Source organism: Stieleria neptunia (assembly GCF_007754155.1).
GTDB classification, from domain to species: Bacteria; Planctomycetota; Planctomycetia; order Pirellulales; family Pirellulaceae; genus Stieleria; species Stieleria neptunia.
The window spans coordinates 7,573,234-7,599,259 of the sequence record NZ_CP037423.1; the positions used below are offsets into that span (position 1 = coordinate 7,573,234).

The window sequence follows — 26,026 nt, forward strand, 5'->3', positions numbered from 1 at the left end:
CTTACTCTCTCGTCTTTGCGGCATCAAGGTTCAACAGCGAGTGGACCAACATCGTCATCGCCGCCAGGTCGGTGTTCTTCGGTTCGGGCCCATCGGCTGGCAGCATTGCAGGCCCACGTTGCGCGATCATGGTTTGAGCGGCATTTGGATTGTCGCGGTAGACCGTTCGGAATTGCTGCAACGCGTCGACCATGCGATTCAACGCATTTTCACTCGGGACCTTTGACGTGATCGTTTCATAGGCAATCTCGATCCGTTGTCGATCGCTCGATTCGGTCTGTTGCAGCAGTTGATAGGCGAGTGTCATCGCGGCGACGAAGTACTGTTGTTCGTTCATCAAGACCAACGCTTGCAAGGGCGTGTTGGTCCGCTCCCTTCGGGCCGAGCAACTCTCCCGCGTCGGGGCGTCAAAGATCGTCATTTGCGGCGGCGGCAAGCCACGTTTCCAGAACGAATACACACTCCGCCGATAGATCTTGTCGCCTTGATCGGGTTCAAAGACGCGCGGATAGGAGTAGGGCATGGCCACGATCTTCCAAAGGCCTTCGGGTTGCGGCGGCTTGACGCTTTTTCCATACAGCGTCGGGTTCAGCAAACCGCTAACCGCCAACACCTGATCGCGAATCACCTCGGCGTCATAGCGGTAACGCGAGCCGCGGGCCAACAATCGATTTTGCGGATCGGCGATGAATCGTTCTTGCGGGGCCGCCGAACTTTGGCGGTAGGTTTGCGAGAGGACGATTTGGCGCATCAATGCTTTGACGTCCCAGCCGGAATCGACGAATCGGTTCGTCAAGTAGTCCAACAATTCGGGGTGGCTGGGCGGTTCGCCTTGGGCACCAAAATCTTCCGATGTCTTGACGATTCCGACACCAAAGAGTTGTTGCCAGAATCGGTTGACCGCCACCCGCGCCGTCAGCGGATTGTCCGGGTCGACCAGCCATTTCGCCAGATCCATCCGCGTCTTGGTCGGCTGGTCCGATTTCATTGGCGGCAGAAAACCGGGCGTGTCCCTGGTGACCACTTCGCCGGGCTGGTCGTAGTTGCCACGAACCAGAATGTGAGCCGGACGAACCTCGGCACGCTCCTTCATGATCAACGTCGCGGGAATCGATTCGATCAACCGGTCACGGGACGCTTGCAGACCCGTTAGTTGGTCACTCAGTTGCTTTTTTGTTTCTTCCGCCGCGCGATCCTGCTCCTCCGACGCGGCCGTTTGCTCGGCTTGTTTGTTTGACTTCTGCTTGCGTTCAAGCTTCTTGAGACTCGATTGGACCCCGGCGATCTGTTGATTCAATCGCGATAGTTCCTCGGTTTGACTTTGGCTGGGCAGTTCCAAATACGGCGGTTGCAGACCGCGTTTAAAGTCCAGGCCGCGACGCCCTCCCGTTTCCGGTTCGCCGTCAAAGTTGTTGAAGAACGCGTAGAACTGATAGAAGTCGCGTTGCGTGATCGGGTCATACTTGTGGTCATGACAGACGGCACATTCGAGTGTCAGTCCCAGGAACGCGGTGCCGACGGCTGAAACACGGTCGACCACATTCCGCATGAAACTTTCTTCGGGCAGGGCGGTGCCGCGATCGATGATCAAGTGCAGTCGGTTGAATCCGGACGCGACCAACTGGTCCGTCGTCGGTTGTTCGTAGAGATCGCCCGCGATTTGCGCGACGGTGAAGTCATCGAAGGGCAGGTTTTCGTTGAAGGCGCGAATCACCCAGTCGCGATAGGGCGTCATTTCGCGATAGTGATCGTGATGCAATCCATTGGTATCGGCGAAACGAACCAGGTCCAGCCAGTAGCGCGCCATGTGTTCGCCATAGTGTGGCGATTCCAACAATCGATCCACCAGATGTTCATAGGCCTGGGGAGACGTGTCATTGAGAAACGCCTGAATCTGCGACCGCGTGGGTGGCAGTCCGGTCAAATCCATCGTGACGCGACGAATCAGCGTGCGTTGATCGGCCGCATCGTTGAGCGTGAATCCGCGTTCCCGGAGTTTCGCGATCACAAACCGATCGATCTCGTCTTTGGATTCGTCGCCGCCGGCAATCTGCGGCGGAGTGACTTCGGCCGGCGGAGAAAACGACCAATGTTTCTCGTAGCGTGCCCCAGACTTGACCCAGCGGGTCAGCAAAGCGATCTGATCCGGCGACAGCGACTTGTTCGAATCCGGCGGCGGCATGAGCATCTCCGGATCGTCCGAGGTGATGCGCGAGACCAATTCCGTTAAATCAACCTGCCCCGCGACATCCAAGCGGACATCCGCCTGTCGGTCCTCCTCGTCCGGTCCATGACAGAAGAAGCACGTGTCCGAAAGGATCGGTCGAATTTGGTGATTGAATGAAACTGTCTGTTCCTCTGAATCAGCGGATTCGGCCAGGTCGCACCACGCGACACCGGTCAGTACCGTCAGAAGAAAACAACAACAAACTCGCATTAAAAAATCCATTGGATCAACAGGGGTGGGGCCAGTTTCCCGCTGACGAACATTATAGTGCCTAGGTGGCGTAAGCTTCCAGCTTGCGTTCCCCTGGTTTTCCACGCAAGCTGGAAGCTGACGCCACCTGGTTTTCCACGCAAGCTGGAAGCTGACGCCACCCCCCACACCCTTTTGGATCCGCCGTGATGTTCAACCGATTCTGCGTCACCAGTTTGCTGTGTCTTGTTGCAATCGTGGCGTTGCCCCAGGCTCAGTCCAAGCCCCCCAACGTCTTGCTGATTTGCGTCGACGATCTGAAACCGACGATCGGCTGCTATGGAGATCCGGTCGCCGTCACCCCGAATCTCGATGCCCTGGCAGCCCGGGGAGTGCGTTTCGACCTGGCGTACTGCAACCAGGCCGTCTGCTCGCCGAGCCGTAATTCGCTGATGACCGGTTTGCGGCCGCAAACCATCGGGGTCTACGATTTGTCCACGCATTTTCGCGACGCGGCGCCCGATGCCATCACGGTCAGCCAACACTTTCAACGCAACGGTTACCTGGCCGAGGGACTCGGAAAGATTTATCACACCGGCCACGGGAATCGCGATGATGCCGATTCTTGGAGTGTCCCGTCTTGGCGTCCCAAGGCACCTGCCTACGTCCTGGAAACGAACTTGGCGATGAGGAAGCGGGATGCAAAAGGACGCATGCGCGGCCCGGCAACCGAATCCGCCGATGTCTCCGACGGGACCTACGCCGATGGTCTGATCGCCGAAGAGGCCGTCCACCGATTGGAAGTCTATCAACAACAAAGCGATCAGCCGTTCTTTTTGGCGGTCGGATTTCTCAAACCACACCTGCCTTTTATCGCACCACAGCGTTATTGGGATCTGTACGACAAACGCAACTTACCGATGCCGAAGGTCAAGGCGCTGCCACGGGACGCGCCCGGTTATGCATCAACAACGTTTGGTGAACTTCGCAACTATAGCGACATGCCGGCACGGGGCGAGATCGACCAAGCCACCACGCGACATTTGATTCACGGCTACTATGCCGCGACCAGCTACACCGATGCGCAAATCGGCAAGTTGCTCGATGCTCTCGATCGATTGAACCTCACCGACGATACCATTGTCGCACTGTGGGGGGATCACGGCTGGCACCTGGGTGATCACGGCATGTGGTGCAAACACACCAATTATGAGCAAGCCGCACGCATTCCAATCATCATTGCGGCGCCGGGCGGCGCCCGCGGAGCGGGGACTCAGGCCATGATCGAAACCGTCGACCTGTATCCAACGCTCAGCGAGTTGGCGGGGTTACCGACGCCGGCCGGGCTGGACGGCCAAAGTTTTGCCGGTGTGATCCGAGACGCCGACGCGACCGCAAGAGACTTTGTCACGCACGTCTATCCGCGCGGCGGTCGACTCGGACGTGCCATTCGAAACAATCGATACCGAATGGTGGAATGGAAGACGATCGCAGGGCCACGCGAAGACGCCGAGATCGAACTCTATGACTACCAGGTCGATCCTTTGGAAACAGAGAACATCGCCGCGACGTCGGCGGCGGTCGTCACGATGCTGCGCGCCAATTTGGACCCGCAACCCGAAGCCAAACCGCAGTGGAAGCAGCGAAAAAAGTAGCCGTGGCATTGGTGACACAGGGTGCGTGCGCGACGGTGATCCGCCCGCCTCGATCACGGCGACGATGAACTGACCGCGACGAACATTCGGTGTGCGACCCAATCCGGTTCCAGATCGACGCGCCAGATCAATTTGTCGATCGGTGCACCCCGAGCGTCGATGCTCGGCAAACGGTTCAACGGCACCAACGCCGATGCCTGGTCCGGCATCGTCGCAAAACGTGACAGAAACGGTTCCAGCGTCAGCCGGGTGATTCGCCCGCCGACGTTTTGAAACTCCTGAAGCTCGGCGGACGACTGGGCGTCCGCGGCGGACAGGTCCAATGGCCCATGGGAATCGTCCAGCAACAAACAATCGTGCAGTTCCGAGAGGTAAGCGTCGATCGGAAAGGGTGCCGGCAAACTCGTGTAGTGACGGGGATCCTGGGGAACGATCGTCGCCTTGGCTGTCGGCAACAGCCGCACGGTCGACTCGTCTTTCATCTTCATGCCCAACATCGACGTTGCATCGCTGACGGTCCAGCTGGCGGGGCGCGAAAGCACTCCGGGGGTCAAGACCCGCGGCCGTTTCGATTGCGGCCCATAGATCGCTGGTGCGACCGTCGTCTCCGGCGTCCCGTCGCGATTCAATCGGTTCGACGCCAAGGGATAGCCGCGTGAGGCATGTTGGATCTGCTGTGACGCATAGCGTTGCATCCAGCGTGTCGGTTCCGCCGTCGCGATGGAATAGCGTTTGACAGTTTCCGCCAGGGGACCGTGCTGGGCGGCCAATCGCTCGGCCGCCGCCACGACGCTTGAGTCCAGCGAACCGAGCAGCCGCCGGTCGAGCTTGGACAGCGCGCGGAGAACCTTCGGATACAACGCGGCGAGCTGATCCGTGGGAGTTGACCGGGCGGCGGAGTTCAAGACGTTGACGATCGCCGCGTTGCCCGTCGCTTCCACTTGCTCGATGATCTGTTGAAACGGTTTGGCGGTCGATTGGACATCTCCATCACTGAACGCCCACGCCGTTGTGACGCTGCGTGTGATGGCCGCCGACGCATTGCCCCACAGCATCGTGATGTACTCGATCGCCGCGGCCGCATCGCCGCGGTTGCCATCGGCCAGCACCGCGGTGGGTGATTGCTCCAATTCCGTCGCCACGCGCGTCGATTCGGATTTCAACAGGTCGACGGCATCGACGTAGGTTTGGATCTTGGCCGTCGCTCTTGCCTGGTACTCCTTGCGACGCTCGCGATTGAGTCGATTTCGAATGTCCCGGTACGGAACGCTGACCTCTTGCAAGAACGGCCTGGATACGGAGCCATTGAGATAAAAAGCACTCGCAAGCAGTTTCAAAAGCAGCGGTTGGACCTGCCGTTCTGCTTCGGCGAGTTTGCCCTGGCCGGTCAGTTCTGCGACTCTTGCCATGGTCTTTTGCCGGTCCGGCGTCTGGTTCTGCAGCACCGTGAGTTCTTTGCGTTGGAACTCGACCAGCCGTGGGGCGAACACATGCATCGTCTTGCCGAGCATTGTAAATTTCCGCTTCAGGTCCTCGCCGGCCGGTTCGCCCATCGCCACGAGGTGTTCGGCGTACCAAATGCCGCGTTGGACTTCGGAAAAAATCCTGGAAAGTTGTTGATGGGGAAAGCGTCGGTCTGCTTTCGCCGCTTCGGTGCTGCGGATCACCAGCTCCTCCCACTCGACGAATTTGGCATACATCGCCTGGATCTGTTTCTCCGCACCCTGAATGGTGTGGTGCGACTTGAGGGGCTTTTCGGGATCCACGGTGCTTGGGTTGGCGGGAGCGTCCGCGGTGAACCCGCCGGCCAGACAGACCGCGACCACAAACGCCGTGACGCTTCGCCGTCGATACCGCGTGGGTGAGTGTTTCTGCGTCATCGCTCAGTTCCCGATCACGACGGCCAGAATTTCACCACCGCCAATTTCCAGCGGTTGATCGTCCGAGCCGATCAAGGTGCACGGTTCGATCGTCGCCACCATCGTTTTTTCCTGCATGTTCATCGATCCGAAGGTGACCGAGACCGGGCGGCCCACTTCGTTTCGCGCGATCGGTGCCCCCGCCTTGGGTTCGACGAACAGGTTGCACGACAGCGACTTGCCGGCGAGCAGGGCCACCGTTTCCACCGTTGTGGTGCCGTGCAGAAAGACGGCCGGGGCGGAGGCACGTTCGGCCCCGGGCGGATAGCTCGTGATTTGCAGCGAATTTTTCCGGCCGTCGCCGACGACATGCATGGTGACGACGGCTTGATCGATTTCAATCGGCTCGGCAGTCTTGATCACCATCCTGCCCGTTTCGGGCAATTCCTCCTTGGCCGGCTCGACCAACGCATCGGTCATCTTCTTGCTCTCCTTGACCAAGTTCGTGCCTTCCTTTTGAACCGTGTCGGCGAGCTCCTTGAGCTTGTCTTTGGAGCAGGCCGACAGAGCCGGCAAGCAGAGCAACAGCAGTAGCAAGGGGATCCGTCGAAACGGTCCGCATGGATCGACGGGATTGGCAACCCGCGTCGGACCGCGGCGGCGGTGGGCAGACATGGCGTTCATAAAATGCACCGGGTGAATCAAGCAGCGTCTCAGCACAAGCCGGGCGATTCCGTTGGCAATGCAGCAGACGGAAGCGACCCGGGAAAAACGCCCCAAAAGAAAAGTGTTCCTACAGACTAGCAGAAACCGATGGTGCTTGGATGGTTCAACGTTGCCGCGGAAAAGGGGTCAGGTACCAAAAATGCGAAGCACCCTGCGGGCCATTTGGTTTTTGGTACCTGACCCCTTTTCCGCTACGTGATTGCGCCGCGTTGATTCTACAAACAGCGGAGTTCGGTACCGACACGTAGCAGCAGCCGACCGTTGGCGTAGGCGGGTGTCGCCCCGACCGGCCCGCCCAAATTGATTTCGCTCAGTTTTTCAAATTGGCGCGCCGCGCGAAACACCGTCGCCTCGCCGTCCAGGTTGATGACCAGGACCTTGTCCCCCAACAGAATCGGTGAGGCGCTAAACGTCCCTCCGATACGACTGGTCCACTGGACGTCGCCGCTGGCCACATCAAAGCAGGACGCGATGCCCTTGTCGTCGATGGAGAACAGCATGCCGTCGTGCACGATCGAGGTCGGCACATAGGGAGCGGCCTTTTCGATCCGATAGACTTCTTGCGGCGTGCCGGAATCGTTTGCGGGCATCCGCACGGCGACCATGTGGTTGCCTCCGCCACCGCTGCCGCTGGAACCGATCGCCAAGTCACCGGCGACGACCGGAGAGCTGACGCAACGCATTTTGAACACCGGCAGTCGCCAGAGCATCTTGCCGGTTTCCAGCGACAACGCATAAATGCCGTCTCCGGTGTTGGCACAGATCACCTTGCCGTCGCGGATCACCGGCGTGCCGTAACAGACACGCGTCGAGGTCACGGGCGTTTGCCAAATCGTTTCACCGGTCGAACGATTGACCGCGATGATACGGCTGGTGCCGGGCTGGCCGTTTTCGACCCGTTCGGCCTGTTGTGAAAAATTCAGCACGACGATGTCACCGTGAACGGTGGGCGAGACGCCAAACCCGTGCTGGCTTTGCGCCACGCCGAAGTCACGCTGCCAGATCGCGTTGCCTTGGTGGTCCAGACATCTCAGCCACGTGTGCCGGCGATCGCTGTGGGCGATGTAGACGTATTGGCCATCGGTCGCCGGCGTGCTCGATGCAAGTGTGTTTCGGCTGTGCAGATGATTTTTCGCTTGCGGAAACTCTCGCGACCAGTTCACTTTGCCCGATTGCAGGTTGAACGACATCAATCGAATCGCCTGCTTGGCCGGAGACATCGCGAGCAAGTAAACGCGTCCATTTTGGATCGCCATCGAACCGACGTCACGCGTCTTCAAATCGACGGTCCAGCGATACGATTGTTTCTCCCAACCCTTGGGGAGTTTCGCCTCGGGAAGCACGCCGGCGATCCCCAAACCGTGAAAGCCGGGCCAGTCATCGGCGTGGACCGGCGGGATGCCGCAGAGGAGGGCAAAACCGAAGAGGCCGGCGAAGACGGGTTTGACAAGCCGGTGGGTCGGCCGGTCGCCGTTGGACGCGACCAGGGAAGGCGGAAAGGCTGGCATGGAGGGACCGTTCGGTGGGACAGGGTGGCAGGGAGGCCGAGTGGATGGATCCCAATTTTAACCAGAATTCTCGCCCAGCGGGCAACCCTGGGACACATCTTCTGGGAAATCCGCGCTGCCAAATTCCCTGTGCGAAATTTTCTGCCGCCCAGTGATTCTGCCGCCCAGTGATTCTGCCGCCCAGTGAGCTGTCAACCGAAGACGCGAAGCAACGAGCGGAATACAAGTGTCGGATCTCTTAATGCGGGATAGGCTTCCAGCCTGTCATTTCGGCGTCGACAGGCTGGAAGCCTATCCCATTTGTTTTCCGCTCGATCCTAGCGTCGCAACACGCCGTATTTGACGATGCACCACAACGCCCCCACCCCGTCACGCCAACCGATCTTCTTGCCCTCGTCGTACCAACGGTGCTGGTAACGGATCGGCCGCTCGGTGAAACGCAACCCCAGCCGTGCCAATCGTGCCGTCAATTCAATCTCGATCCCGAATCGACACTCCTGCAAATCCGGCATGATCTTCAGCAGGTGTTTCCGCGGCACCATCTTGTAACAGGTTTCCACGTCACTGAGACGAATGCCGATGGCGATGCTTGCCAACAGCGTGATCAAACCGTTGACCGTCTGGTGCCACCAGGGCGACAGCTGGCGATCGTAGTGGCCGTAACGGGTGCCGTACGCCACGTCGGCCTCCCCGGCAATCAGCGGTTGCAGCAGGTAGCGAAAATCAGACGGATCGTATTCACGGTCGGCGTCTTGGATCACCACGATGTCTCCGCTGGCTTGTTCAAAGCCACTGCGGATCGCCGCGCCTTTGCCCCGGTTCTTTTCGTGTGCGATCACGATCACGTCGGCGTCCTGCTTCAGCGTCGACATCGCTTCAAGCGTTCCGTCCTTGCTGCCGTCATCGATCAAGATGATTTGCATCGGCAAGCCGGTCGCGCGGAGCCGATCGACGACCGAGGTGACCGTGCCACTTTCATTGAACACCGGAACGACGACCGACAGCAGGAACCCTTCAGGCAATTCAAAGATGGCGAGTTTACGACAGGCGTCTTCCCCTAGCTGGGTACGCATCCGGCGAACATAGTCGGTCCCCCAAAACGAGCCATCATTGACTTGGCCATTGGGATCATCCGATGCAACCATGCCGTGCCGGTTCGGCGGATCGATCGGCGATTCATCGGGGGGATCGTGCATGAAGTTGACTGTGAAACGCGAAACAAACCGGACACCTCAAGCAATGTTAGTCGATCCTACGAAGCTTCGCACCGACGACATTCGGCAAGCGAATCAATGGAGCTGGTCGCTTCGTCTTTTTGTTTACCCCGCCTGCATGACGGTTCAACCTGATCGCAATTGGGTTGCCTCCGCGGCGCAAAAAAAAACGATGTGATTTGTCGCGTGATTCGCGAGACTTTCAACGACTCCGCTTCACTACTCTGCACAGACGTCAAACTTTGTTGTTGACATTCCAATCGAAGGTCGCCACATTTCTCAGACGCTCGCGTTGTGGAAAAGTTGTTCGCGACGTGGCGTTTACTTTTTGACTTCTCACCACTTGCACAGGAGACGTTTTGTCGTGACTCGACAAACACGTTTGCGAAATTCGGTTTCGCGTTGTGCTACCAACCTTAGCCATTGTCGCTTTGCCATGACGCGGTCATTACGACCAGCCGACCGCGAAGTTCCGGCGTCCCCAACGGGACGCCCCATTCACGTTTCATTACCCACCGCGAGCGATGGCGCTTAAGACAATCAGACTGGAGTGGACGAAGGACGCGTCCGCTTTGGGGCAGCCTCACTGGATGACGAGGTTGTTGATTCCTGGAAGACGGCACCGAAAGGGATTGCCGGCAAGTCAGACCCCGGATTTGCGACAGGGAAAGTAACTTCCAATTTTGTCATTGATAATCTGTCGTCCGGATTTCGGCTCAGGATGAGCCGTCCCGGAAGGCAAAATGACAAAAACTGGGCCGACCCTCATGGAAGAGGGAAGGCCTTTTTTTATGCGCCGACGCCGCTCAAGAAACCCTCCCTAAAAAGAGGGCGTGCAGTTCCCAAAGTCACCCTCCTGGCAGGAGGGTCGAGCGCAGCGAGGGGAGGTCGAGCGGCGAATCGCCGCGTTCACTTCACTCTTGATGGGGCGCCCCCAAGCAACAAAGCAAACCCTCGCTTCGCTGCGTTTGACTCTCCCAGGATGGCATCACGGTCGATACATCGTTGCGTGTCAGGACTGACCTGAGTGGATGAATACGGCCAAGGGGCGTCAATTGCATCAGTGACGGAGTTGATCGTAGCGGTAGGCGCCAAGACCTTTGCAAGCCGCCGGCCCTCTCTTGCGTTTGCTTGCTGCGTAAACGCCGTCTCTCCCAGAGGGAGAGAAACTAAATGGGTTGCCAAAAACTGCAGCAAAAGATTCGACGTCCAACGGCCGTTGACCACCCTCGCCTTGGGCATCGCCCAAAGCCCGCACGCGAAAACGGCACGATGCCCAGAGATGTGAGCCGGCAGCCGGCTTCTACTCCAGCTCTTCCTTCGCTTTCGCTTCGAAATCGCCCGCGACCGCCTTCACCAACTGGTCCCAGTCGATGTAGTTGCGAATCGCGTCATTGACGCTTTCGACGCTGGCCGATTCGATCCGCTCGTCGTGTTCGGCGGCCGCTTTCATGGTGCGATCCAAGAACATCGTCTGGATCAATTCACTGGCCAACGATCCGTCGTTGGCTCGGCGGACCCGCTCGGCTTGCAAGTAGGCCGACTTGGCCTTGGCCAATTCGTCTTCCGTCACGCCGTCGGTGCGCAAGCGTTCGATCTCTTCCTGCATCACTTCCATCAAACGGTCTTTGTTTTCCGGATTCGTGATCGCGTAGATCGTCAAATCAACCCGGTCGTCTTTGGCCCGGGCGCTCAAGCCGCTTCGCACCGTGTACGACAGGCCTTCTTGTTGCCGGACGCGATCGGCCAGGCGGCTACTGAGTCCCCCACCGCCCAGGATGAAGTTGCCCAGCACCAGTGGCGCGTAGGCCGAGTCGGTGTCGGCCAGATCCATCTGCAGCGACGAGTAGAAGAACGCATTGGCCTTGTCCGGCGTGTTGATCGTCGCAAGTGATCCTTCCGCGTCGGAGTTGGCCGGGCGATCGACGCGGACGTACGGAACGTCGGATTCCCAGCCGGCAAGCATGCCGTGGACCTGTGACTTCACTTCATCGACATCGAAATCGCCCACGACGGACAGCTCGCCGACGTTTCCACCGACCAGCTCGTTGAACAGCGACTGGACCTGCTGGATCGTCACGGACTGATACATCTCGATTTCTTCGTCCAACGTTTGCACGTATCGAATGTCACCTTTGCCGTAGGGCGAAACCGCCCGCTTGACCGCTCGGGCAGCCACCGCAGTCGGCTCGCTGGCGCTCTGCTGCAATCCGGTGACGACCTGGCGCTTGATCACCTCCAGTTCTTCGCCGCTGAGCCGCGGATGACGCAGGACATCGCCAATCAGTGCGATCACATCGGTCAGGTACTCACGCTTGGTCTTGAGGGACAGCTGCAGCAAGCCGGGAGTACTGTAGAGCTGCATGTCGGCACGCAGTCGTGTCAGTTCGTCTTGGAGGGCCTGGTAATCGAGCGATTCGGTGCCGCGGGCCATCAAGATGCCGAGCAATTCGACCGCGCCCAGGCGATCGATCATCGTTTCGGCGGTTCCGAAACGAAGCGTCAGGTACAAGGAAACCGATCCCCCGCGCGTCTGCTTGGGCAACAGGGCGTATTGGATTCCATTGTCGAGCGTTCCACGCAGCGTCCGCTCTTCGATCTTCATGGGGTCGGGATCGAATTGCTCGCCAGCCTGAATCACTTCGCGGCCCTTGTAGTCCTTCAGCTTGGCCAGCAGATCGGGCGACTCGGGGATTTGAACACGTTGGGCGTCATCACTGGGGATGAATAGCCCCACCGTGCGATTGTTTCGGACCAGGTACTTCTGGGCGGCCGCTTGGACCTTTTCCGCATTGAGCTGTTCAACGATGTCGCGGAACAGAAAGTACAGCCGCCAGTCGCCTTGTGCGGCCCATTCGCTGAGCGAGACGGCCAGTTTGTCGGTATTGGCCGCTTCGAGTTCGCGTTGTTTGAGAATTTGCTGCTTGGCGCGTTCGACCTCTTGTTCGGTGATCGGGTTTTCTTCGAACGAATCCTCCAAGATCGAGATCAATTGCACGCGTGCTTCTTCGATCGAGTGGTCTTCCGGGACCTCGGCGATCGCCATCAGCAATCCCGGTTCGGCAAACGCATAGGCCAACGAGTACACGTTGCTGGCGATCTTGGTTTCGACCAGGTTCTTGTAAAGTCTGCCACTGGGCTCGTCCCCCAGCACGATCGAAAGTGCTTTGACGGCGGCGAAGTCGGGGTGGCTGCCCGAGGGGATGTGATAGGCGGCTCCGGCCAGTTGCACGTCGCCGACGCGTCGCAGCACGACGGTTCGTTCGCCATCCTGGGGCGGCTCGGTGGTGTAGGTCGGGTCGATCGGGATGTCCGGCGCGATCAGCCCGCCAAAGGAATCGCCGATCATTTCGATCGCTTGGGCCGCGTCAAACTTTCCGGCAACGATCAGCAGAATGTTGTCGGGGCGATAGTACTTGCGATAAAAGCGGCGCAGGTTGACCACCGGCACGCGTTCGATGTCGCTGCGGTTGCCGATCGTCGATTGACCATAGTTGTGCCAATCGTAGGCCGCCGACTGGATCCGCTGCATCAGGACTCGAAATGGCGAGTTTTCACCACGCTCAAACTCGTTGCGAACCACCGTCATTTCGCTTTCCAAGTCTTCGCCCTTGATGAAGCTGTTCATCAATCGATCGGCTTCCAGCTCCAAGGCGAACCGCAAATTGTCTTCGCCGGCCGGCAAGGTCTCGTAGTAATTCGTGCGGTCGACCCACGTCGTGCCATTGAAGTTTGCCCCCCGTTCGGTCAGATCCTTGGGGATCGCCGGGTGCGCCGGGGTGCCCTTGAACAACATGTGCTCCAGCAGGTGCGCCATGCCGGCTTCGCCGTAGCCCTCGTGGCGGGATCCGACAAAGACCGTCATATTGACCGTCACGACTTCCTTGCTGTCGTCGGGAAACAGCAGCACTCGCACACCATTTTCGAGCTTGTATTCTGAGATGCCTTCGATTTCGGTGACTTTCATCAGTTCCTTGGGTGATTGATCACCGTCATTTTCGTTGGTTTCGGCGGACGTTTCAGCGGGCGCACTTTCTTGCCCGACTGCCGGGACAGACAGCAGGGACAGTGCGACAACACAGGACGCGGCCATGGGGCTGAGGATTCGCTTCACTTTCAAACTCCGTCTTTTCCAGTTTTCGTGGGACCGGCTTGTCGCGATCGCATTGAAGTGTCAGTGCCGGTATTGTATCGCAGGCACCGCCCGGACATAGCTGGGGCAGCATCGGGTCGCCGCGGCAACGAAACGACCGGAGGGCTCGCGGACTGTCGTTTGAGTGGGATTGGTCGAGGCAATGGTGAGCCGCTGGCCGTAAGGCCTCGGGCGGGCGCCTGGATGCCCGGCCGCTTACGCGTCGCGGCTCACAAATTCGACAGCCCGCGAGCCGTCCGGTCGCGGCTCAAAATCACCTCGCTTGGCGTCAGAGTCGCTGCCGGGCGTTCATCGACGGGGGCCGCACCCCCAAGGGAAAAAATAATGGAATCAGAATCACCGAACGATTGGATCGATGTGGCCAGTGCCGCTGATCTTTCCGCCGGCCAGGCGATGGAAGTCGTGGTCGGAGAGCACGTGATCGCCCTCTTCCGCGACGCCGATTCGCTGTACGCGCTCGACGGCTTGTGTGCCCATCAAGGCGGGCCGGTCGCCAAGGGCGAACTCTCAAAAACCGATGCCGGCAAGACCTGTGTGACCTGTCCCTGGCACGGCTGGCAATACGAATTGGCCACCGGAATCCAGACCGTCAACCGCCAGCCGCTCCAACGCACCTTCCCCATCCGCGAACGAAACGGACGCGTCGAAGTCCAGGTCTAAGCCCCCGCGCACCCCATGATGGTTCGACGTGCCGCTTGCGGCCTGCCACCACGCTCAACCGACCAAAGCGGCCTCGATCGACAGGCCGGGGCCGAAACCGAGCATCACGCAGGGCAACGATTCGGGGGCTTGCAACAGCCGCTGCAGGATAAACAGCACGGTCGGGGAGGACATGTTCCCATACTCGGCCAGAACGTTTTGCGAGACCGAGAGTTCTCCGCGGCGAAATTGCAACGCGTCGCCACAGGCCTGCAAAATCTTGGGGCCGCCGGGATGAATCGCCCAGCCGCGGATGTCGCCGATCGTCAATCGATGCTTTCCAAGCCAATCCTTCAGCCAGGGTTCCAACGTCCGCTCGATGGTCGTCGGCACGCGCGGCGAGAGCGTCATTTCAAAACCGTGATCCCCGATCCGCCAGCCCATCAGATCTTCGCTGTCGGGCAGAATGGTCGATCCGGTCGCGATCACTTTCGGGCCCCGCGAGGATGGCGCCGACGTGCAGGCGACCAGCGCGGCGGCGCCATCGGCGAACAGGGCGTTGGAAACCACACGCTCGGGGTGCCATCCGTATTGTTGATGCAGCGTACATAATTCAACGGCGCACATCAGAATCCGCATCTCGGGATTCGATGCCGCCAGCGACTCCGCGACACGAAGCCCGTTCAAGGCGCCGTGACATCCCATGAAGCCGATGTGCGTGCGGCCGACAGACGGGGCGAGCCCGCACTGCTTGATGATGGAAACGTCCAGCCCCGGGGCGTAAAACCCGGTGCAGGAAATCGTGATCAAGTGATCGATGTCACCGGCGTTGAACGAAGATCGATCCAACGCTTGCAGGACCGATTCGGAACCCAAGCGGCCGGCGTGGCGCTCGTACAGTTCCATCCGTTGTGCGGTCGTCGGGCCGCAGTCCTCGGGGCTCGACGCGGGCGGAAAGAACGTTTGTCGCACCGGTTGTGTCATGGCGGCAGGTTCGGTCGCCGCCCGAACACGAACATCCCTCGTGCCGATGTCCGCGGTTTGCGCGGCGGCTGAATCGAACCGTGGCTCGGATGATTCCAGCGCAACACTATAACGATAGCGCACCCCGGATCGCTGGTACAGCAGTGACAGCAACCGCGCTTGTTTGGCGTTGTCGCAACACAGGGTTTGTGCGATTTCCGCGGCGGAATTCTGGGAAATGCCATGAGCCGGCGTCGCCGTGCCGAGGCCGTCAATGATCATGCTCATGTTTCAATTCGATTCATCGTAGGTTGATCGGATGCCGGGTTCATCCGATCGGTTCGTCCCGTCACGACACTTCGTTTTACTTGACACGCCGGCTCGCTCCCAGGGGCAATCGCCGATCCCTTCCCCAACGGGCTGAGTAAGACGGCGGGCAAAACGATCAAATCACCAACCAGTGCGGCTGTCAGCAACAGCACGCTCATCCAGGCAAATCCCACCGTCGGCACAAAACTGCTCAACGCGAACAATCCCAGACCGCTTCCGCAAATGGCGGTCGTTTGCATCATCGCGCGGCCGCAGTGTTGATACGACGCAAGCACGGCATTCGCTCGCGTCGCCCCCGTTTCCAGTTCTCGCTGATAGAACGTCAAGAAGTGGAGTGTGTCGTCGACCGCAATGCCCATCGCGACGCTGGCCGTCATCATCGTGCCGATGTCCAGGGGGCGGCCGATCCAGCCCAGAATCCCGAACAACGTCAGCGCGGGAAAGACATTCGGGATCATCGAAAGCAGACCGGGAAGGACCCCCGCTTGCACGATCGTCATCACGACCGCGATCAATCCGAATGCCGTCAGAAAGCTGTAAAACAGGTCGTCGAGCAGTTGCTGCTGAATCTCGTGCACCAGCGGCATCAGCCCCGAGACTTGGAGATTGATGTCGCTTTCCGCCGCAACCGCGGCGTCGACCGACTGCATGATTTGAACATAGTCGTTCTCTCCCAGTGCGCTGACATAAGCGGTGATGCGCCAGCGGTGTGTGCCACCCGAATCGGTGGCGCAGTAGTTAAAACGTTGTCCCAAGGACTCGGCGAGCGCGATTCGATGCGCGTGGTGAACCGGCTCACCGGAGACCGAATCGGATGGCAGAAACGTCAGCGGAGAAACCACGGCGCCGACCTGGTCAATGGTCGCGAGTTTGTCCTCGATTCGTCGCAGCACCAGGAGCGGATCGGAATCTGCGGGCGGATCGGGGGCGATCGTCGCCACGATCTCGATGGGAACGAGGGCGCCCACATTGGCTTCCAACCAGGCGTAGTCGTGGATCAGTCGACTGTTGCCGGCAAACAGCGTTTCGATTCGGACCGAAGCATTTAATCGCGAGACCCCGATGCCCAGGACGATCATCAACACCAACGCCGCGCCGCTGACCCAACCGGCCGAACGTTCCAAGCGGTTGGTCAATACGCACCAGATCGCACCGGTCTCGTTCACGTCCAATCGGCCTGGTCGAGCGATCGGAAACCACTGACAGAAACCGGGCAGCAGGGTCAACAACAGCCCGGCCGTCAACGCCACACCGATCGCGGCATACAAACCGAACTCGCGCACCGCCACCAACCCACTGACGCCTAGCGAACCGAGCCCGATCGCTGTTGTGGCGGCGGCCAGCAGACATGGCAGCCAAGCCAACCGGAACGCCCTTGCCAACGCGCCGGAGTGGTTCTCGGTGCTCGCTTGGGAATCGAAGTAGTAATTGACAAAGTGAATGCCACCGGCGATGGCGAGCACCTGGATCAGCGGCCCAAGCACGGCCATCAGCGCCGTCATCGTGCCGCCTCCGAAATGCACGATCGCCAGCGTCATCCCCTGACAGATCAGCGAGAGCAGAAACACCAACAAGGCGCCGCCGGCCGAGCCGACACACAGAGAGCCGACCACCAGCACGACCGCGGCGGAAAGCGGGGCGAGAACATCGAGCGTGTAGCGGGTCGCCCGATCGACCTCGTAGCCGTCCATGATCGGGCCTGCCAAATGCTGTGACTGCGGCGGGACTTGGCAGTGCCGGGTCACGGCGTTTCGAATCAACGGCACCAGGCGGGCACGCTGCTGGAGCGCTTGCTCGGTAAAACCGATCACCACGCAAGTCGTTTCGCCATCGGGGCCGATCAGTGATCCCGACAATCGGTCGACGGCTTCGGCGGCCGACAGTGACATTGGGGGACGCGTCATCACGTCCATCTGCTCGCGTCCGGACGTCACGTTGTGAAACAACGGTTGGTCGCCATCGACAAACGCGGGGGCGGTCCGCAGCGCCGTGGTCAAGCGGTCCAGTCGCGATTCACCCAAGGTGCAACCCGGCCAGCTGAGGATGACAGCGTCGGCCGTTCCGAATACGCTGCTATATCGATCGTAGGCGTGGCGCGGTTCGAAATCGTCGTCGACCCAATCGAGCGGTGAATTGGCACTCTCGGTCAACGCACGCTGTGCACCGATCGCAATCCAGGGCAACGCGATGGTCAAATAAAGGACGATCAGCAGGAATCGTTTGCGACTCTTGCATGCCGCTTCGCCAGTGCATGCCGCTTCGCCAGTGCATGCCGCTTCGCCAGTGTGTGCCGCTTCGCCAGTGCGTGCCGAGGGATGGATCACGCTAGGCCGCCTTGCTTTCGTGGCCGATTTGCGAATCGGCTTGAGCGGTCGTCCGATGCGGCGTTCGGCTGGACGGACGCGACTCAATGCTCCGCCCCAGCGGTCCACCGGGAAACAGCGGAAACCCCGGCACCTTGGCCTGGTAGTCTTGGTACGGCTGGCCGATGAAACGCGTCAAACGTCGGTCCTTCAGAAAGCTGCCGTAAAAAATGTAACCCGTCCAGATCGCCGTCAGCGCGGCATGGTCCAGCGTCATCGTAGGAGTCAACCAGACCAGACCCAAGAAGCTGAGATAGACGGGGTGGCGAATCAACTTGTACGCCCCACGCGGTTGGAATTCCCGACGGGGAGCGGGTTTTTGCCGCAGCCAGTGATAAAACGGTGTCCAGCCATTCTGGTAGCCCAGCCCGGTCAATGCGAGCGAATAGAGAAGCGCTGCCCAGCAGAAGTAAAAGCCGCCGCGGATCACCGTCGACCTCCAACCGGTGACTTGCCAAACCACCGTTTCGCTGGTGTGCCATCCGATGAACAGGGCCAGCAGGCTGACGCAGGTGACGACGCAAAACGTGCTGTCGTAAAACGGCTGGGGGATCCACCGCGTCAGGTATTTTCGTGTCGCGGGGACCAGCATCACGCTGTGCCCGATGGCGAACAACAACGCCAGTCCGCAATCACGCACGATCCAATCTCCCTGCGATGGACGGATCGAACCGTCACGCAAGAACCAGAACAGGTACCAGACGGTGGCCAGAAACAGAATCTGGTTCCCAAATCCGTACAGCATCCCGATCGCACGGCGAAGCGACCGGTGGCGGGCGTGGGACTTGATTTCGCGATTGCCGCCGGCGCCGGCGGATGGCCGTGTCATTGTTGCATCCATGCCATGATCAAAGGGGGTTGAGGGTCTATGGGTTGAAAGTTTGCAAGCGGAGGAAACGAGATCGACGATGTGACGCGGACTCGTTTATTCGTTGGGGTTGCCTGTGGGGCAGGGATTCGGTTTTTCCGCGACGATCGCGCCGTACTGCATCGCACCGCTTCGATAGGCTTCTAGCAATGCATCGAAACCGTCAATGAAGTCGACTTGTTCCCGATCCAGAAGACGGGCGAGATGCCGAATGCCGGTCTGCTGCACCCGTCGTTTGCAGATTTCCCAGGTGCGGGTCACCCGAGGGGTCCAATCGACGTTGTGTCGAATCTCCAATCCGTTTTGGACCATCCACTCGGCGTAGTCGCTGCGTGTGGCCAGGGACGGACAGACGAAACGTTCACAAACCTCTTCGCATTGTTTGCGATGCCCGGAGCGCGTCGTGTCTTCACCCTCGAACCACACGCAAATCGCAATCCGTCCTCCGGGGCGAAGCCATTCGGCGGCGCGGCGAAAAAATTCGGGTTTGTCGAACAGATGCTCGGTGCATTCGACCGACCAGACGACGTCAAAACTGGCGGGTTGAAACACGACGCGCTCGGCGTCCTCGGCCAAGAACCGTGTCTGGCCGGCCACCCGATTGACGCGAGAGGAGAATGCCGCCCAATTCCGCTGCACCGGGCTGAGCGTGACGCCGGTGACGTCGCAGCCGCGACCTTTGGCCAGCCGAATCGCCGAGCCGCCCATCCCACAGCCGATATCCACCAGCCGATCCGTCGACCTGATGGTTGCCAGATCGGCAAGGGCGTCGGTCAATTGGCATTGGGCTTGATAAGCCGACGTTTGGTGATCCGGCGCGTCGTCGTCCCACAGTCCATGATGAATGTGAGGCCCCCACAGCAGTCGGTAAAACAGCGTGCCGAGTTGGTAGTGGCTGCGGATGGAGTCTTTCTTGACTCCGTCAACGGCGATCATTGTTTTCCTGGGTCGGGTGTGTCGGTGTGGATGGTCAGTCGAGAACGGGATGGCTTGCTCGATGGGATGTCCGCCATCGCAACCTGGTCGGTCGGAGCGACATAGAGATCGCCAAAGATCGTCAGTCGGTCGGTCACACCGATCGCACCAAAGGCTTTGGAGTACGGTTGGATACCGAACGACGTTTGGTTAATGGAAAAACGACCACGCACGTGCAACCATCCGCTGCGCTGCTCGACGTCGGCCGAGAACGCCAGGGGACGTGTCACGCCGTGGAGTGTAAAGTTTCCTTTCAACTGATACGTGGGCAACCCGCGCGAGCTGGTCTGGCCGGTTGCCGTGGCGGAGGTGACCTCGAACGTGGCGGTCGGATATCGGGCGACGTCCAGCACCGCCGGTCCCCGCATGTTCGTGTTGACCGCCCCGCGCGTGGAAGCATCGGTGCTGCCGCCCAACCCCACGTACTTTCGCGCCGCTGCGGTGTCGGCGCTGAACGATTTCATGTCAAACACCAACTTGCCCGCGTTTTGCGAAGCCCCCAACACCAAGCTGCTGGCCGAAAGTTTGGCCTCGACACCGTGTTGATGCCCCAGCCCGGTCTTGTCCACAAACACGTACACCCGACTCGCTTGGGTTTGCACGGCTCCCGGTCGTGTGACAGGCGGAGTGCTGTCCCCGGCATCGCAACGGGAGCCCGGCGATGGTAATGACGCGAGCAGCGTACCGGCGGCGAGGTATCCAAGCGCTTGTCGTCGTGAAGCATGCCGCTGCAACGGATGCCGAGAATCGGAAAGATGAATCATGTCAGAGTCCTTTGACTGTCGAAGGAGGCCGTCCCGAGAGGCTTCGCCCGCAGGCCGTCGATGGAAACACTGAACCCAGGCCGGCGAAACGTTTCTACGAATCTTCTAATAGTTGCACGTCTCGTGCCAAAGGCGGGGAATCCATCGGCAAACGGGCCGGCGTCGTTCCAACCGCATGATTTGGCGGAAAGCGTGCGGGTCGACGCGCTTCATCATCGCGGGGGCTGCCCACTCGGTCAGCAAAGCTGGACACTCTTTGCCCACGGCATGGATAGATTTTTGCACTTGCGGCGAACCGGGGTGGGACTGCAGGCGAGAACACGTCGCAATGATTAAGTTCATTGTTTCAGCATCGGAAGACGGCGCCGAACTGGAATTGCGCCAGCTAAGATGCTAGCTTCGGTCCTGCTGACACTTCTCTTGCACGCAAAAACGCGGGTGGTTCTGATGCCGATCATTTTAGTCGTGGACGATTCGGACGTTGATCGTCTGTTGATGAAAGGGCTGCTCAGCACCGATGTGGATTGGCTGGTCTCCCAAGCCAAGAATGGAGTCGAGGCGGTGGACATGGTCACCTATGCCTTGCCCGACGTCGTGGTGACCGACCTGAACATGCCGGAGATGGATGGGCTGCAACTGGTCTCGCACATGGCGGAATCCTTTCCCGAAGTGCCGGTCATTCTGGTGACCGGAGAAGACGACTCCGAAATTGCACTCAAGGCGTTGCGTCACGGCGCCGCCAGTTTTGTCCCCAAACAGCAGCTCGCCGAGAGCTTGCTGGAAACCGTCGAACAAGTGTTGGCAGTGCGTGACGCCGATCACTATGACGAGCGTGTCGTCCAGCTGACCACCAACACGCGTTACCGATTCGTGCTCGACAATGACCCCACCTTGATCTCTCCGATCATTGATCGCATCCAGCAGGGCATGATCGCGATGCAGCTCTGTTCGGCGACGCAGCGCATGCACATCGGGATCGCGTTAGAAGAAGCTCTCTTGAACGCGATGTTGCACGGCAATCTGGAAGTCCCGCCGAACAAATTGACCGAAATTCGCAATCTGCTGCATGAAGGCAAGACGTCAGCGATCGTGGAAGAGCGTCGCAATCAGCAGCCCTATGCCGGTCGAAAAATCCACGTGGCCGCCGATTTCAATCGCAGCCGAGCCCAACTGGTCGTCGGTGACAGCGGATCGGGGTTTGACGTCGAAAACGTCTGGCCCCAATCTGCCGAAGACCGGATCAACGAGGAATCCGGTCGCGGGCTGCTCCTGATCCGAACCTTCATGGACGAAGTCTTGTTCAACGAGACGGGAAGCGAATTGCGGATGACATTAAAAGATCTCCGCCCCAACGCACAGCCCGCGGCGGACGCTTGATCCTTCGCGTTTGGGCAGGACCACGCGATCGCAAACACCTCGTTTGACACTGGTCGTTTGTTGAACAGTCTGGAGCCCGGTTGACCAGTGGCGAACGCCAGTTGACTCGGCCGTACGCTATGCACGGCGGTTCCGCGGGCCTGAACGTGTTTGGCATGATTGCTGCGGCCGTTGGAAACGCCTGACGGGACCACTTCTTTTCGGTCCCATTACTTGAACACGCTTCCGCAAGCTTTCCGATGAATTCAACCACCAAGACCCACGATTCGACTGACACTTCCAATCGAGACGCACCGCTGAGCAAGAAGGCTCCCTCGAGCCCGTTCCTGTTGGTGGCACTTTCCTACTTGGGGATGCTCCTGCTGGCGGCGCTCGCCTTTGCCCTGCTGATTGGGATGTTTCGTTAATTCGCGTGCGGACAACGTTTACGTCCCCTCGCTCCGTCTTCCGTCTTTCCGGCGTCTCCCCTATGCCCGCCAGCGACAACACACTTCAAACCGACGAAGGACGCTGCGCGGGGATGCGTGCGGCGCTCGACGCGGCGCGTCATGGAGTATTCGCCGGCCAAGCTCCCTTCGGTGCAGCGATCTTTACGAACCAGGGTGAATTGGTCGTTGCGGAGCACAACCAGGTCAGGGAGATGTTGGATCCGACCGCCCATGCGGAAGTGTTCGCGATCCGGTTGGCGTGTCGTTTGACGGGTCAGCGAACGCTGCCGGGTTGCTGGTTGTTTGCGACCTGTGAGCCCTGTCCGATGTGTGCCACGGCAGCCGTCTTTGCGGGCTTGCGTCACGTCGTCTATGGCGCCTCGGTGGAAGACGCACGGGAGGCGGGGTTTTCGGAGCTGCAGCTACCAAGCCGTCAAATCTTTGATCGCAGTGACGACAAGATCGCGGTCTTTCCAGGTGTGCTCCGGCAAGAGTGCCGTGCATTGTTTACCGCCCGCCCCTAAGATGCTTCAAAGCGACTGCGAAGCCATTGATCGCGGTCCGCCGGGTCGGTCACCGCATCCACTTTGGATCGCCCTGAGCAGTGTTTGGTCCAACTCGGCGGAATGAAACTGTCCTTTCACGATGTAGTCTTGGGCGCCGCTTTCCCGCGCATCCAGGGAAGCTTTCGGATCGTCCAACCCGGTCAACATGATGATCGGCAAATCGGCGAATCGAGATTGCAATTTACGGAGGCCTTCGATCCCGAAGGAATCGGGTAGCGAATAGTCGAGCAACACGACATCGCAATCGTGGCTCAGGATCCACTCGATCGCTGAATCCAAGGTGGCACAGACCTCCAGTTCGTAGCAACCGGTGCACTTGGCGAGTGTCCGTTGAAAAAGCAACGCGTCGACGTCATCGTCTTCGACAAGAAGAAGCTTGGCTGCGTCGTGGAAGGTGTGGACCATGTGGATCGGACCGGCGTCGGGGAGTGGTTGGCGGTGGGGTTCAAACGGGGACACTTGTCGAGGGCAGGGTGACGACGCCAAACCAGTACGTGCCGAGTCGGCGAACGGATTCGGTGAACTGATCGATGTCGACCGGTTTTTGGATGTAGGAATTGCATCCCAGGTCATAGCTGCGAAGGATGTCCGCTTCCTGTTCGCTGGTCGTCAGCACGACGACGGGGATGCGTGACAAACGCTCGTCCTCTTTGAGGTCCCCAAGCACCTCGCGTCCGTTCCGCTTGGGCATGTTCAAGTCCAGCAGAATCAGATCCGGAGCCGGGGAGGAGGCTGGATCTTCAAACTCCCCTTGTCGGCTCAAGTACTCCATCGCCTGCACACCGTCGTTGGCGATTCTCAGATCGACATGGATCGATTCGTGTTTGAGCGCGCGGCGTGTCAGTTCTTGATCGCCGGGGTCGTCTTCGACCAAGAGAATCACGGCTGGTTTTCGGCGTTGGGGTTGGTCGTTCATCAGGGTTCCAGTGGAGTGGAGGAGCGGGAGGGGGATCTAGCACATCGCCAGTTCAGCTTCTTTTTCTTTCGATTCGGTCGGCGCCGGTTGTTCCGCAACCGGCTCGGCGATCGGCAATCGGAATCGAAAATGGGCGCCTTGGCCCGGCTCGGATTCCACCCAGATCTCGCCGGCATGTCGCTGCACCGTTTTCTTGCAGATCGACAGTCCGATGCCAGTTCCCTCGTACTCGCCACGGTTGTGCAATCGTTGAAACGGCTGGAAGATTCGCTCCGCGTATTCGGGCTTCATGCCGATCCCGTTGTCGCGGACGCCGAGTATCCAGTGATCATCGTTTCGTGTCACGGAGATTTGAATTTCGGGAGACCGTTCGTCGGTGAATTTTAGGGCGTTGCTGACCAGGTTTTGGTACAGCTGTGTCAGCATGGTTTGGTCGCCGATGACGGTCGGGAACTCATCCCTTGTGATCACGGCACCGGTCTCCTTGATTCGCAGTTCAAGGGAATCGAGGGCGTCATCGACGCACTGTTCCAGATCAACCGGTTCGTGCTTCATTGCCGACCGCCCCACACGGGACAATTCCAGCAGCGCCTGCACCAGATTGCGCATCCGTTTGGCGGCATCGACGATGAATTGCAAGTCGCGTTGGGCGTCTTCGTTCAAGTCACCGTCGATGTCTTGTTCCAGCAAGCGGCTGAAAGAGACCAGTTTTCGAACGGGTTCTTGGAGGTCATGGCTGGCAATGTACGTGAACTGATCGAGTTCTTTGTTTTGCTCTTCGAGCGTCTTGTTGGCGTGCACCAATTGGCGGCTCGCTCGCGCCGTCTCTTCCATCGACTCGCGGAGTTCTTCGGTCCGTCGATTGACCTCGGCCTCGATACGTGAATTCGTCGATTCCAACTGGGCCTGGTTGCAGGCATTGCGTGACATATCGGCCAGGCTTTGTCGGATCGTGACGATCAAAAAGAGGTTTTCGAAAACGACCCACCCGGCGTGTTCGATCAAACGGAGCGGCGCGCCGCCGATCACACCATAGACCGATTCGGGCCACAGCCAACCGCGTAGCCCATGATCGGCGACAACGACCATCGTTGCGGTGCACAGGATCCGCCAGTCGCGATAGCAGGCCAGGAACGCGAGTGAACCGAAGATGTGGAAATGCGTTTCGATGCGTCCGCCGGTTAAATGGATCAACAACGCCGAGGTGAGCATTTGGCTGACCGCGATGATGTGTCGTGTCACCACCCGTCCCGGTCGCTTCCAGGCCAGCAGGACGGGCAGGGCGGTGATGACCCCGCCCAGCAGGATCGCGGCCCACACGTGCACGTGGGTTTCGCTCATCGCGCCCGACCAGGTCCGCGGCGAAATCCACAACGCCGCCACGATCCCGGCGACCCACTGAATGGTCATCAACGCCGCGAACAGTCGATCGGTGCGGACATGAATGAGCTGTTGTTGTTCTCGCAACAACTCGTCCCTACGGCCGCAGTCGCCTGCGTCCGGCGTGGCAGCTACTGTTGATGACATGACGCAGGGGTCTCCTTGAGGAGGGTGCCGAGTTCGCAACCGTAGACCTTGGTGCTGTCCACGTCGCCGGAGCCTTGGTTCAGTAATTGGACAATCGTGGATCGCCCAAGGTTGTCGCCGCTGTGTCCGCGCGAGGCCGTGATGCCGCCGCGGAATTTCAATTGGCCGGTCGGGTCGTACAACAAGACCAATCCCGAGATCGCCGCCGCAAATCGATTCGCTTCGACGCCGCCGGGGTCGGCACGCACGCTGAGGCCCGGAATCTGTTCGGCGGCCTGCCAAAGTTCGGAGACCTCCCAGCCCGGTTCCAGCGAGCAGGCCGGGGGTTTGACGAACAACGCCGATGCCTGCACGCGGTCCGCAGATCGAGTCATGATTCGAGCCAGTTCGCCGAGAGTGGCCCGAGTGCAGGGGCATTTCGGATGGGCGAACAGAACCAGCGTCCAACGCTCCGGTGAACGTTCAATGTTCGAGGCGACCGGCCATCGATCCGGCGCGGCGTGCAGCGGCCCGGCGGCGTGTTCGTATTGCCAGACGATGCCCAATCCGGCAGCCACCACCACGCCCCAGGCGATCACCAGCGCGGGGATCGCCCATCCGCGAGGGAAACGCGACACGTGGTCAAACGCCGTCCCCTGGCCGGCAGGGTCGTCGCGGTTGTCGGGAGGTCTCTGGAGCATCAAATCGTTCGCCGGGGCAAAGGCAGTCTCTAGCCATTGTGGGGAGCGTAGACCGCGATTGATGCGGGGGCGTTTGCAAACCCGGCAAAGGAAGGATTC

The 26,026-nt window shown here is 59.6% G+C and carries 20 protein-coding genes; 5 read left to right on the top strand and 15 right to left on the bottom strand.

What is annotated here, in order from left to right; all coding sequences use genetic code 11:
- Position 1 precedes the first annotated feature (1 nt).
- Positions 2–2,449 carry a DUF1553 domain-containing protein gene (locus tag Enr13x_RS26365; RefSeq protein WP_231743792.1) on the bottom strand — a complete coding sequence of 816 codons (2,448 nt, stop codon included), beginning with the start codon at positions 2,447–2,449 and terminating at the stop codon, positions 2–4.
- A 176-nt stretch (positions 2,450–2,625) separates the two neighbouring features.
- Between Enr13x_RS26365 and Enr13x_RS26370 the strand changes: the two genes are divergently transcribed.
- On the top strand, positions 2,626–4,071 hold the full coding sequence (locus tag Enr13x_RS26370) for a sulfatase (RefSeq protein ID WP_145389922.1): 1,446 nt from the start codon (positions 2,626–2,628) through the stop codon (positions 4,069–4,071).
- Positions 4,072–4,124: 53 nt separating this feature from the next.
- Here Enr13x_RS26370 and Enr13x_RS26375 read toward each other — a convergent pair whose 3' ends face one another.
- From Enr13x_RS26375 to Enr13x_RS26395, 5 genes are all read right to left on the bottom strand, one after another.
- Complete coding sequence (locus tag Enr13x_RS26375; RefSeq protein ID WP_145389923.1) at positions 4,125–5,951, bottom strand: hypothetical protein; 1,827 nt, start codon at positions 5,949–5,951, stop codon at positions 4,125–4,127.
- 3 nt (positions 5,952–5,954) lie between these two features.
- Complete coding sequence (locus Enr13x_RS26380) at positions 5,955–6,614, bottom strand: hypothetical protein (protein WP_145389924.1); 660 nt, start codon at positions 6,612–6,614, stop codon at positions 5,955–5,957.
- Positions 6,615–6,871: 257 nt separating this feature from the next.
- Positions 6,872–8,164, bottom strand: a complete 1,293-nt coding sequence (locus Enr13x_RS26385) for an outer membrane protein assembly factor BamB family protein (RefSeq protein WP_145389925.1) — start codon at positions 8,162–8,164, stop codon at positions 6,872–6,874.
- 317 nt (positions 8,165–8,481) lie between these two features.
- The gene (locus Enr13x_RS26390; RefSeq protein ID WP_145389926.1) at positions 8,482–9,360 is read right to left on the bottom strand and encodes a glycosyltransferase family 2 protein; all 879 of its coding nucleotides are present in this window, start codon (positions 9,358–9,360) and stop codon (positions 8,482–8,484) included.
- A gap of 1,321 nt (positions 9,361–10,681) precedes the next feature.
- A complete protein-coding gene (locus tag Enr13x_RS26395; protein WP_231743793.1) occupies positions 10,682–13,492 on the bottom strand; it encodes a M16 family metallopeptidase in 2,811 nt (936 codons plus the stop codon).
- Between the two features lie 363 nt (positions 13,493–13,855).
- Here Enr13x_RS26395 and Enr13x_RS26400 point away from each other — a divergent pair, with 363 nt between their 5' ends.
- Positions 13,856–14,191 carry a Rieske (2Fe-2S) protein gene (locus Enr13x_RS26400; RefSeq protein WP_145389927.1) on the top strand — a complete coding sequence of 112 codons (336 nt, stop codon included), beginning with the start codon at positions 13,856–13,858 and terminating at the stop codon, positions 14,189–14,191.
- Positions 14,192–14,245: 54 nt separating this feature from the next.
- On the opposite strand, the gene Enr13x_RS26405 is transcribed toward Enr13x_RS26400, so the two are convergent.
- From Enr13x_RS26405 to Enr13x_RS26425, 5 genes are all read right to left on the bottom strand, one after another.
- Positions 14,246–15,421 carry a type III polyketide synthase gene (locus Enr13x_RS26405; RefSeq protein ID WP_145389928.1) on the bottom strand — a complete coding sequence of 392 codons (1,176 nt, stop codon included), beginning with the start codon at positions 15,419–15,421 and terminating at the stop codon, positions 14,246–14,248.
- Positions 15,418–17,787, bottom strand: coding sequence for an efflux RND transporter permease subunit (locus tag Enr13x_RS26410; protein ID WP_145389929.1), 2,370 nt, complete (start codon positions 17,785–17,787; stop codon positions 15,418–15,420). The genes Enr13x_RS26405 and Enr13x_RS26410 overlap by 4 nt, the downstream gene beginning before the upstream one ends.
- A gap of 1 nt (position 17,788) precedes the next feature.
- Entirely contained in the window at positions 17,789–18,655 is an 867-nt protein-coding gene (locus Enr13x_RS26415; protein WP_197455371.1) for a methyltransferase family protein, read from the bottom strand.
- Between the two features lie 96 nt (positions 18,656–18,751).
- Positions 18,752–19,630 carry a methyltransferase domain-containing protein gene (locus tag Enr13x_RS26420; protein WP_145389931.1) on the bottom strand — a complete coding sequence of 293 codons (879 nt, stop codon included), beginning with the start codon at positions 19,628–19,630 and terminating at the stop codon, positions 18,752–18,754.
- Entirely contained in the window at positions 19,627–20,433 is an 807-nt protein-coding gene (locus tag Enr13x_RS26425) for a YceI family protein (protein WP_145389932.1), read from the bottom strand. Before Enr13x_RS26425 ends, Enr13x_RS26420 begins: the two co-directional genes overlap by 4 nt.
- Before the next feature lie 447 nt (positions 20,434–20,880).
- On the opposite strand from Enr13x_RS26425, the gene Enr13x_RS26430 reads away from it, so the two are divergent.
- From Enr13x_RS26430 to Enr13x_RS26435, 3 genes are all read left to right on the top strand, one after another.
- On the top strand, positions 20,881–21,810 hold the full coding sequence (locus Enr13x_RS26430; protein ID WP_197455372.1) for a response regulator: 930 nt from the start codon (positions 20,881–20,883) through the stop codon (positions 21,808–21,810).
- 239 nt (positions 21,811–22,049) lie between these two features.
- Positions 22,050–22,217 (top strand): hypothetical protein, encoded by a 168-nt coding sequence (locus tag Enr13x_RS38255; protein ID WP_197455373.1) that lies wholly within the window; start codon positions 22,050–22,052, stop codon positions 22,215–22,217.
- 62 nt (positions 22,218–22,279) lie between these two features.
- Positions 22,280–22,762: a nucleoside deaminase gene (locus Enr13x_RS26435; protein WP_145389934.1), complete on the top strand. Its 483-nt coding sequence runs from the start codon at positions 22,280–22,282 to the stop codon at positions 22,760–22,762.
- Positions 22,763–22,768: 6 nt separating this feature from the next.
- Here Enr13x_RS26435 and Enr13x_RS26440 read toward each other — a convergent pair whose 3' ends face one another.
- Genes Enr13x_RS26440 through Enr13x_RS26455 form a run of 4 tightly spaced genes read right to left on the bottom strand, consistent with a single transcriptional unit; the run spans position 22,769 to position 25,927 of the window.
- Positions 22,769–23,209, bottom strand: coding sequence for a response regulator (locus tag Enr13x_RS26440; protein WP_197455374.1), 441 nt, complete (start codon positions 23,207–23,209; stop codon positions 22,769–22,771).
- Between the two features lie 40 nt (positions 23,210–23,249).
- Complete coding sequence (locus Enr13x_RS26445; protein WP_197455375.1) at positions 23,250–23,720, bottom strand: response regulator; 471 nt, start codon at positions 23,718–23,720, stop codon at positions 23,250–23,252.
- 36 nt (positions 23,721–23,756) lie between these two features.
- Positions 23,757–25,247, bottom strand: a complete 1,491-nt coding sequence (locus Enr13x_RS26450) for a sensor histidine kinase (protein ID WP_145389937.1) — start codon at positions 25,245–25,247, stop codon at positions 23,757–23,759.
- Positions 25,232–25,927: a RedB protein gene (locus tag Enr13x_RS26455; protein ID WP_145389938.1), complete on the bottom strand. Its 696-nt coding sequence runs from the start codon at positions 25,925–25,927 to the stop codon at positions 25,232–25,234. The genes Enr13x_RS26450 and Enr13x_RS26455 overlap by 16 nt, the downstream gene beginning before the upstream one ends.
- Positions 25,928–26,026 lie beyond the last annotated feature (99 nt).

Coding starts and splice junctions, on each gene's coding strand:
- Enr13x_RS26365 (WP_231743792.1), bottom strand. CDS start 2,449: ATGGATTTTTTAATGCGAGTTTGTTGTTGTTTTCTTCTGACGGTACTG.
- Enr13x_RS26370 (WP_145389922.1), top strand. CDS start 2,626: ATGTTCAACCGATTCTGCGTCACCAGTTTGCTGTGTCTTGTTGCAATC.
- Enr13x_RS26375 (WP_145389923.1), bottom strand. CDS start 5,951: ATGACGCAGAAACACTCACCCACGCGGTATCGACGGCGAAGCGTCACG.
- Enr13x_RS26380 (WP_145389924.1), bottom strand. CDS start 6,614: ATGAACGCCATGTCTGCCCACCGCCGCCGCGGTCCGACGCGGGTTGCC.
- Enr13x_RS26385 (WP_145389925.1), bottom strand. CDS start 8,164: ATGCCAGCCTTTCCGCCTTCCCTGGTCGCGTCCAACGGCGACCGGCCG.
- Enr13x_RS26390 (WP_145389926.1), bottom strand. CDS start 9,360: ATGCACGATCCCCCCGATGAATCGCCGATCGATCCGCCGAACCGGCAC.
- Enr13x_RS26400 (WP_145389927.1), top strand. CDS start 13,856: ATGGAATCAGAATCACCGAACGATTGGATCGATGTGGCCAGTGCCGCT.
- Enr13x_RS26405 (WP_145389928.1), bottom strand. CDS start 15,421: ATGAGCATGATCATTGACGGCCTCGGCACGGCGACGCCGGCTCATGGC.
- Enr13x_RS26415 (WP_197455371.1), bottom strand. CDS start 18,655: ATGACACGGCCATCCGCCGGCGCCGGCGGCAATCGCGAAATCAAGTCC.
- Enr13x_RS26420 (WP_145389931.1), bottom strand. CDS start 19,630: ATGATCGCCGTTGACGGAGTCAAGAAAGACTCCATCCGCAGCCACTAC.
- Enr13x_RS26425 (WP_145389932.1), bottom strand. CDS start 20,433: ATGATTCATCTTTCCGATTCTCGGCATCCGTTGCAGCGGCATGCTTCA.
- Enr13x_RS26430 (WP_197455372.1), top strand. CDS start 20,881: ATGCCGATCATTTTAGTCGTGGACGATTCGGACGTTGATCGTCTGTTG.
- Enr13x_RS38255 (WP_197455373.1), top strand. CDS start 22,050: ATGAATTCAACCACCAAGACCCACGATTCGACTGACACTTCCAATCGA.
- Enr13x_RS26435 (WP_145389934.1), top strand. CDS start 22,280: ATGCCCGCCAGCGACAACACACTTCAAACCGACGAAGGACGCTGCGCG.
- Enr13x_RS26440 (WP_197455374.1), bottom strand. CDS start 23,209: ATGGTCCACACCTTCCACGACGCAGCCAAGCTTCTTCTTGTCGAAGAC.
- Enr13x_RS26445 (WP_197455375.1), bottom strand. CDS start 23,720: ATGAACGACCAACCCCAACGCCGAAAACCAGCCGTGATTCTCTTGGTC.
- Enr13x_RS26450 (WP_145389937.1), bottom strand. CDS start 25,247: ATGTCATCAACAGTAGCTGCCACGCCGGACGCAGGCGACTGCGGCCGT.
- Enr13x_RS26455 (WP_145389938.1), bottom strand. CDS start 25,927: ATGCTCCAGAGACCTCCCGACAACCGCGACGACCCTGCCGGCCAGGGG.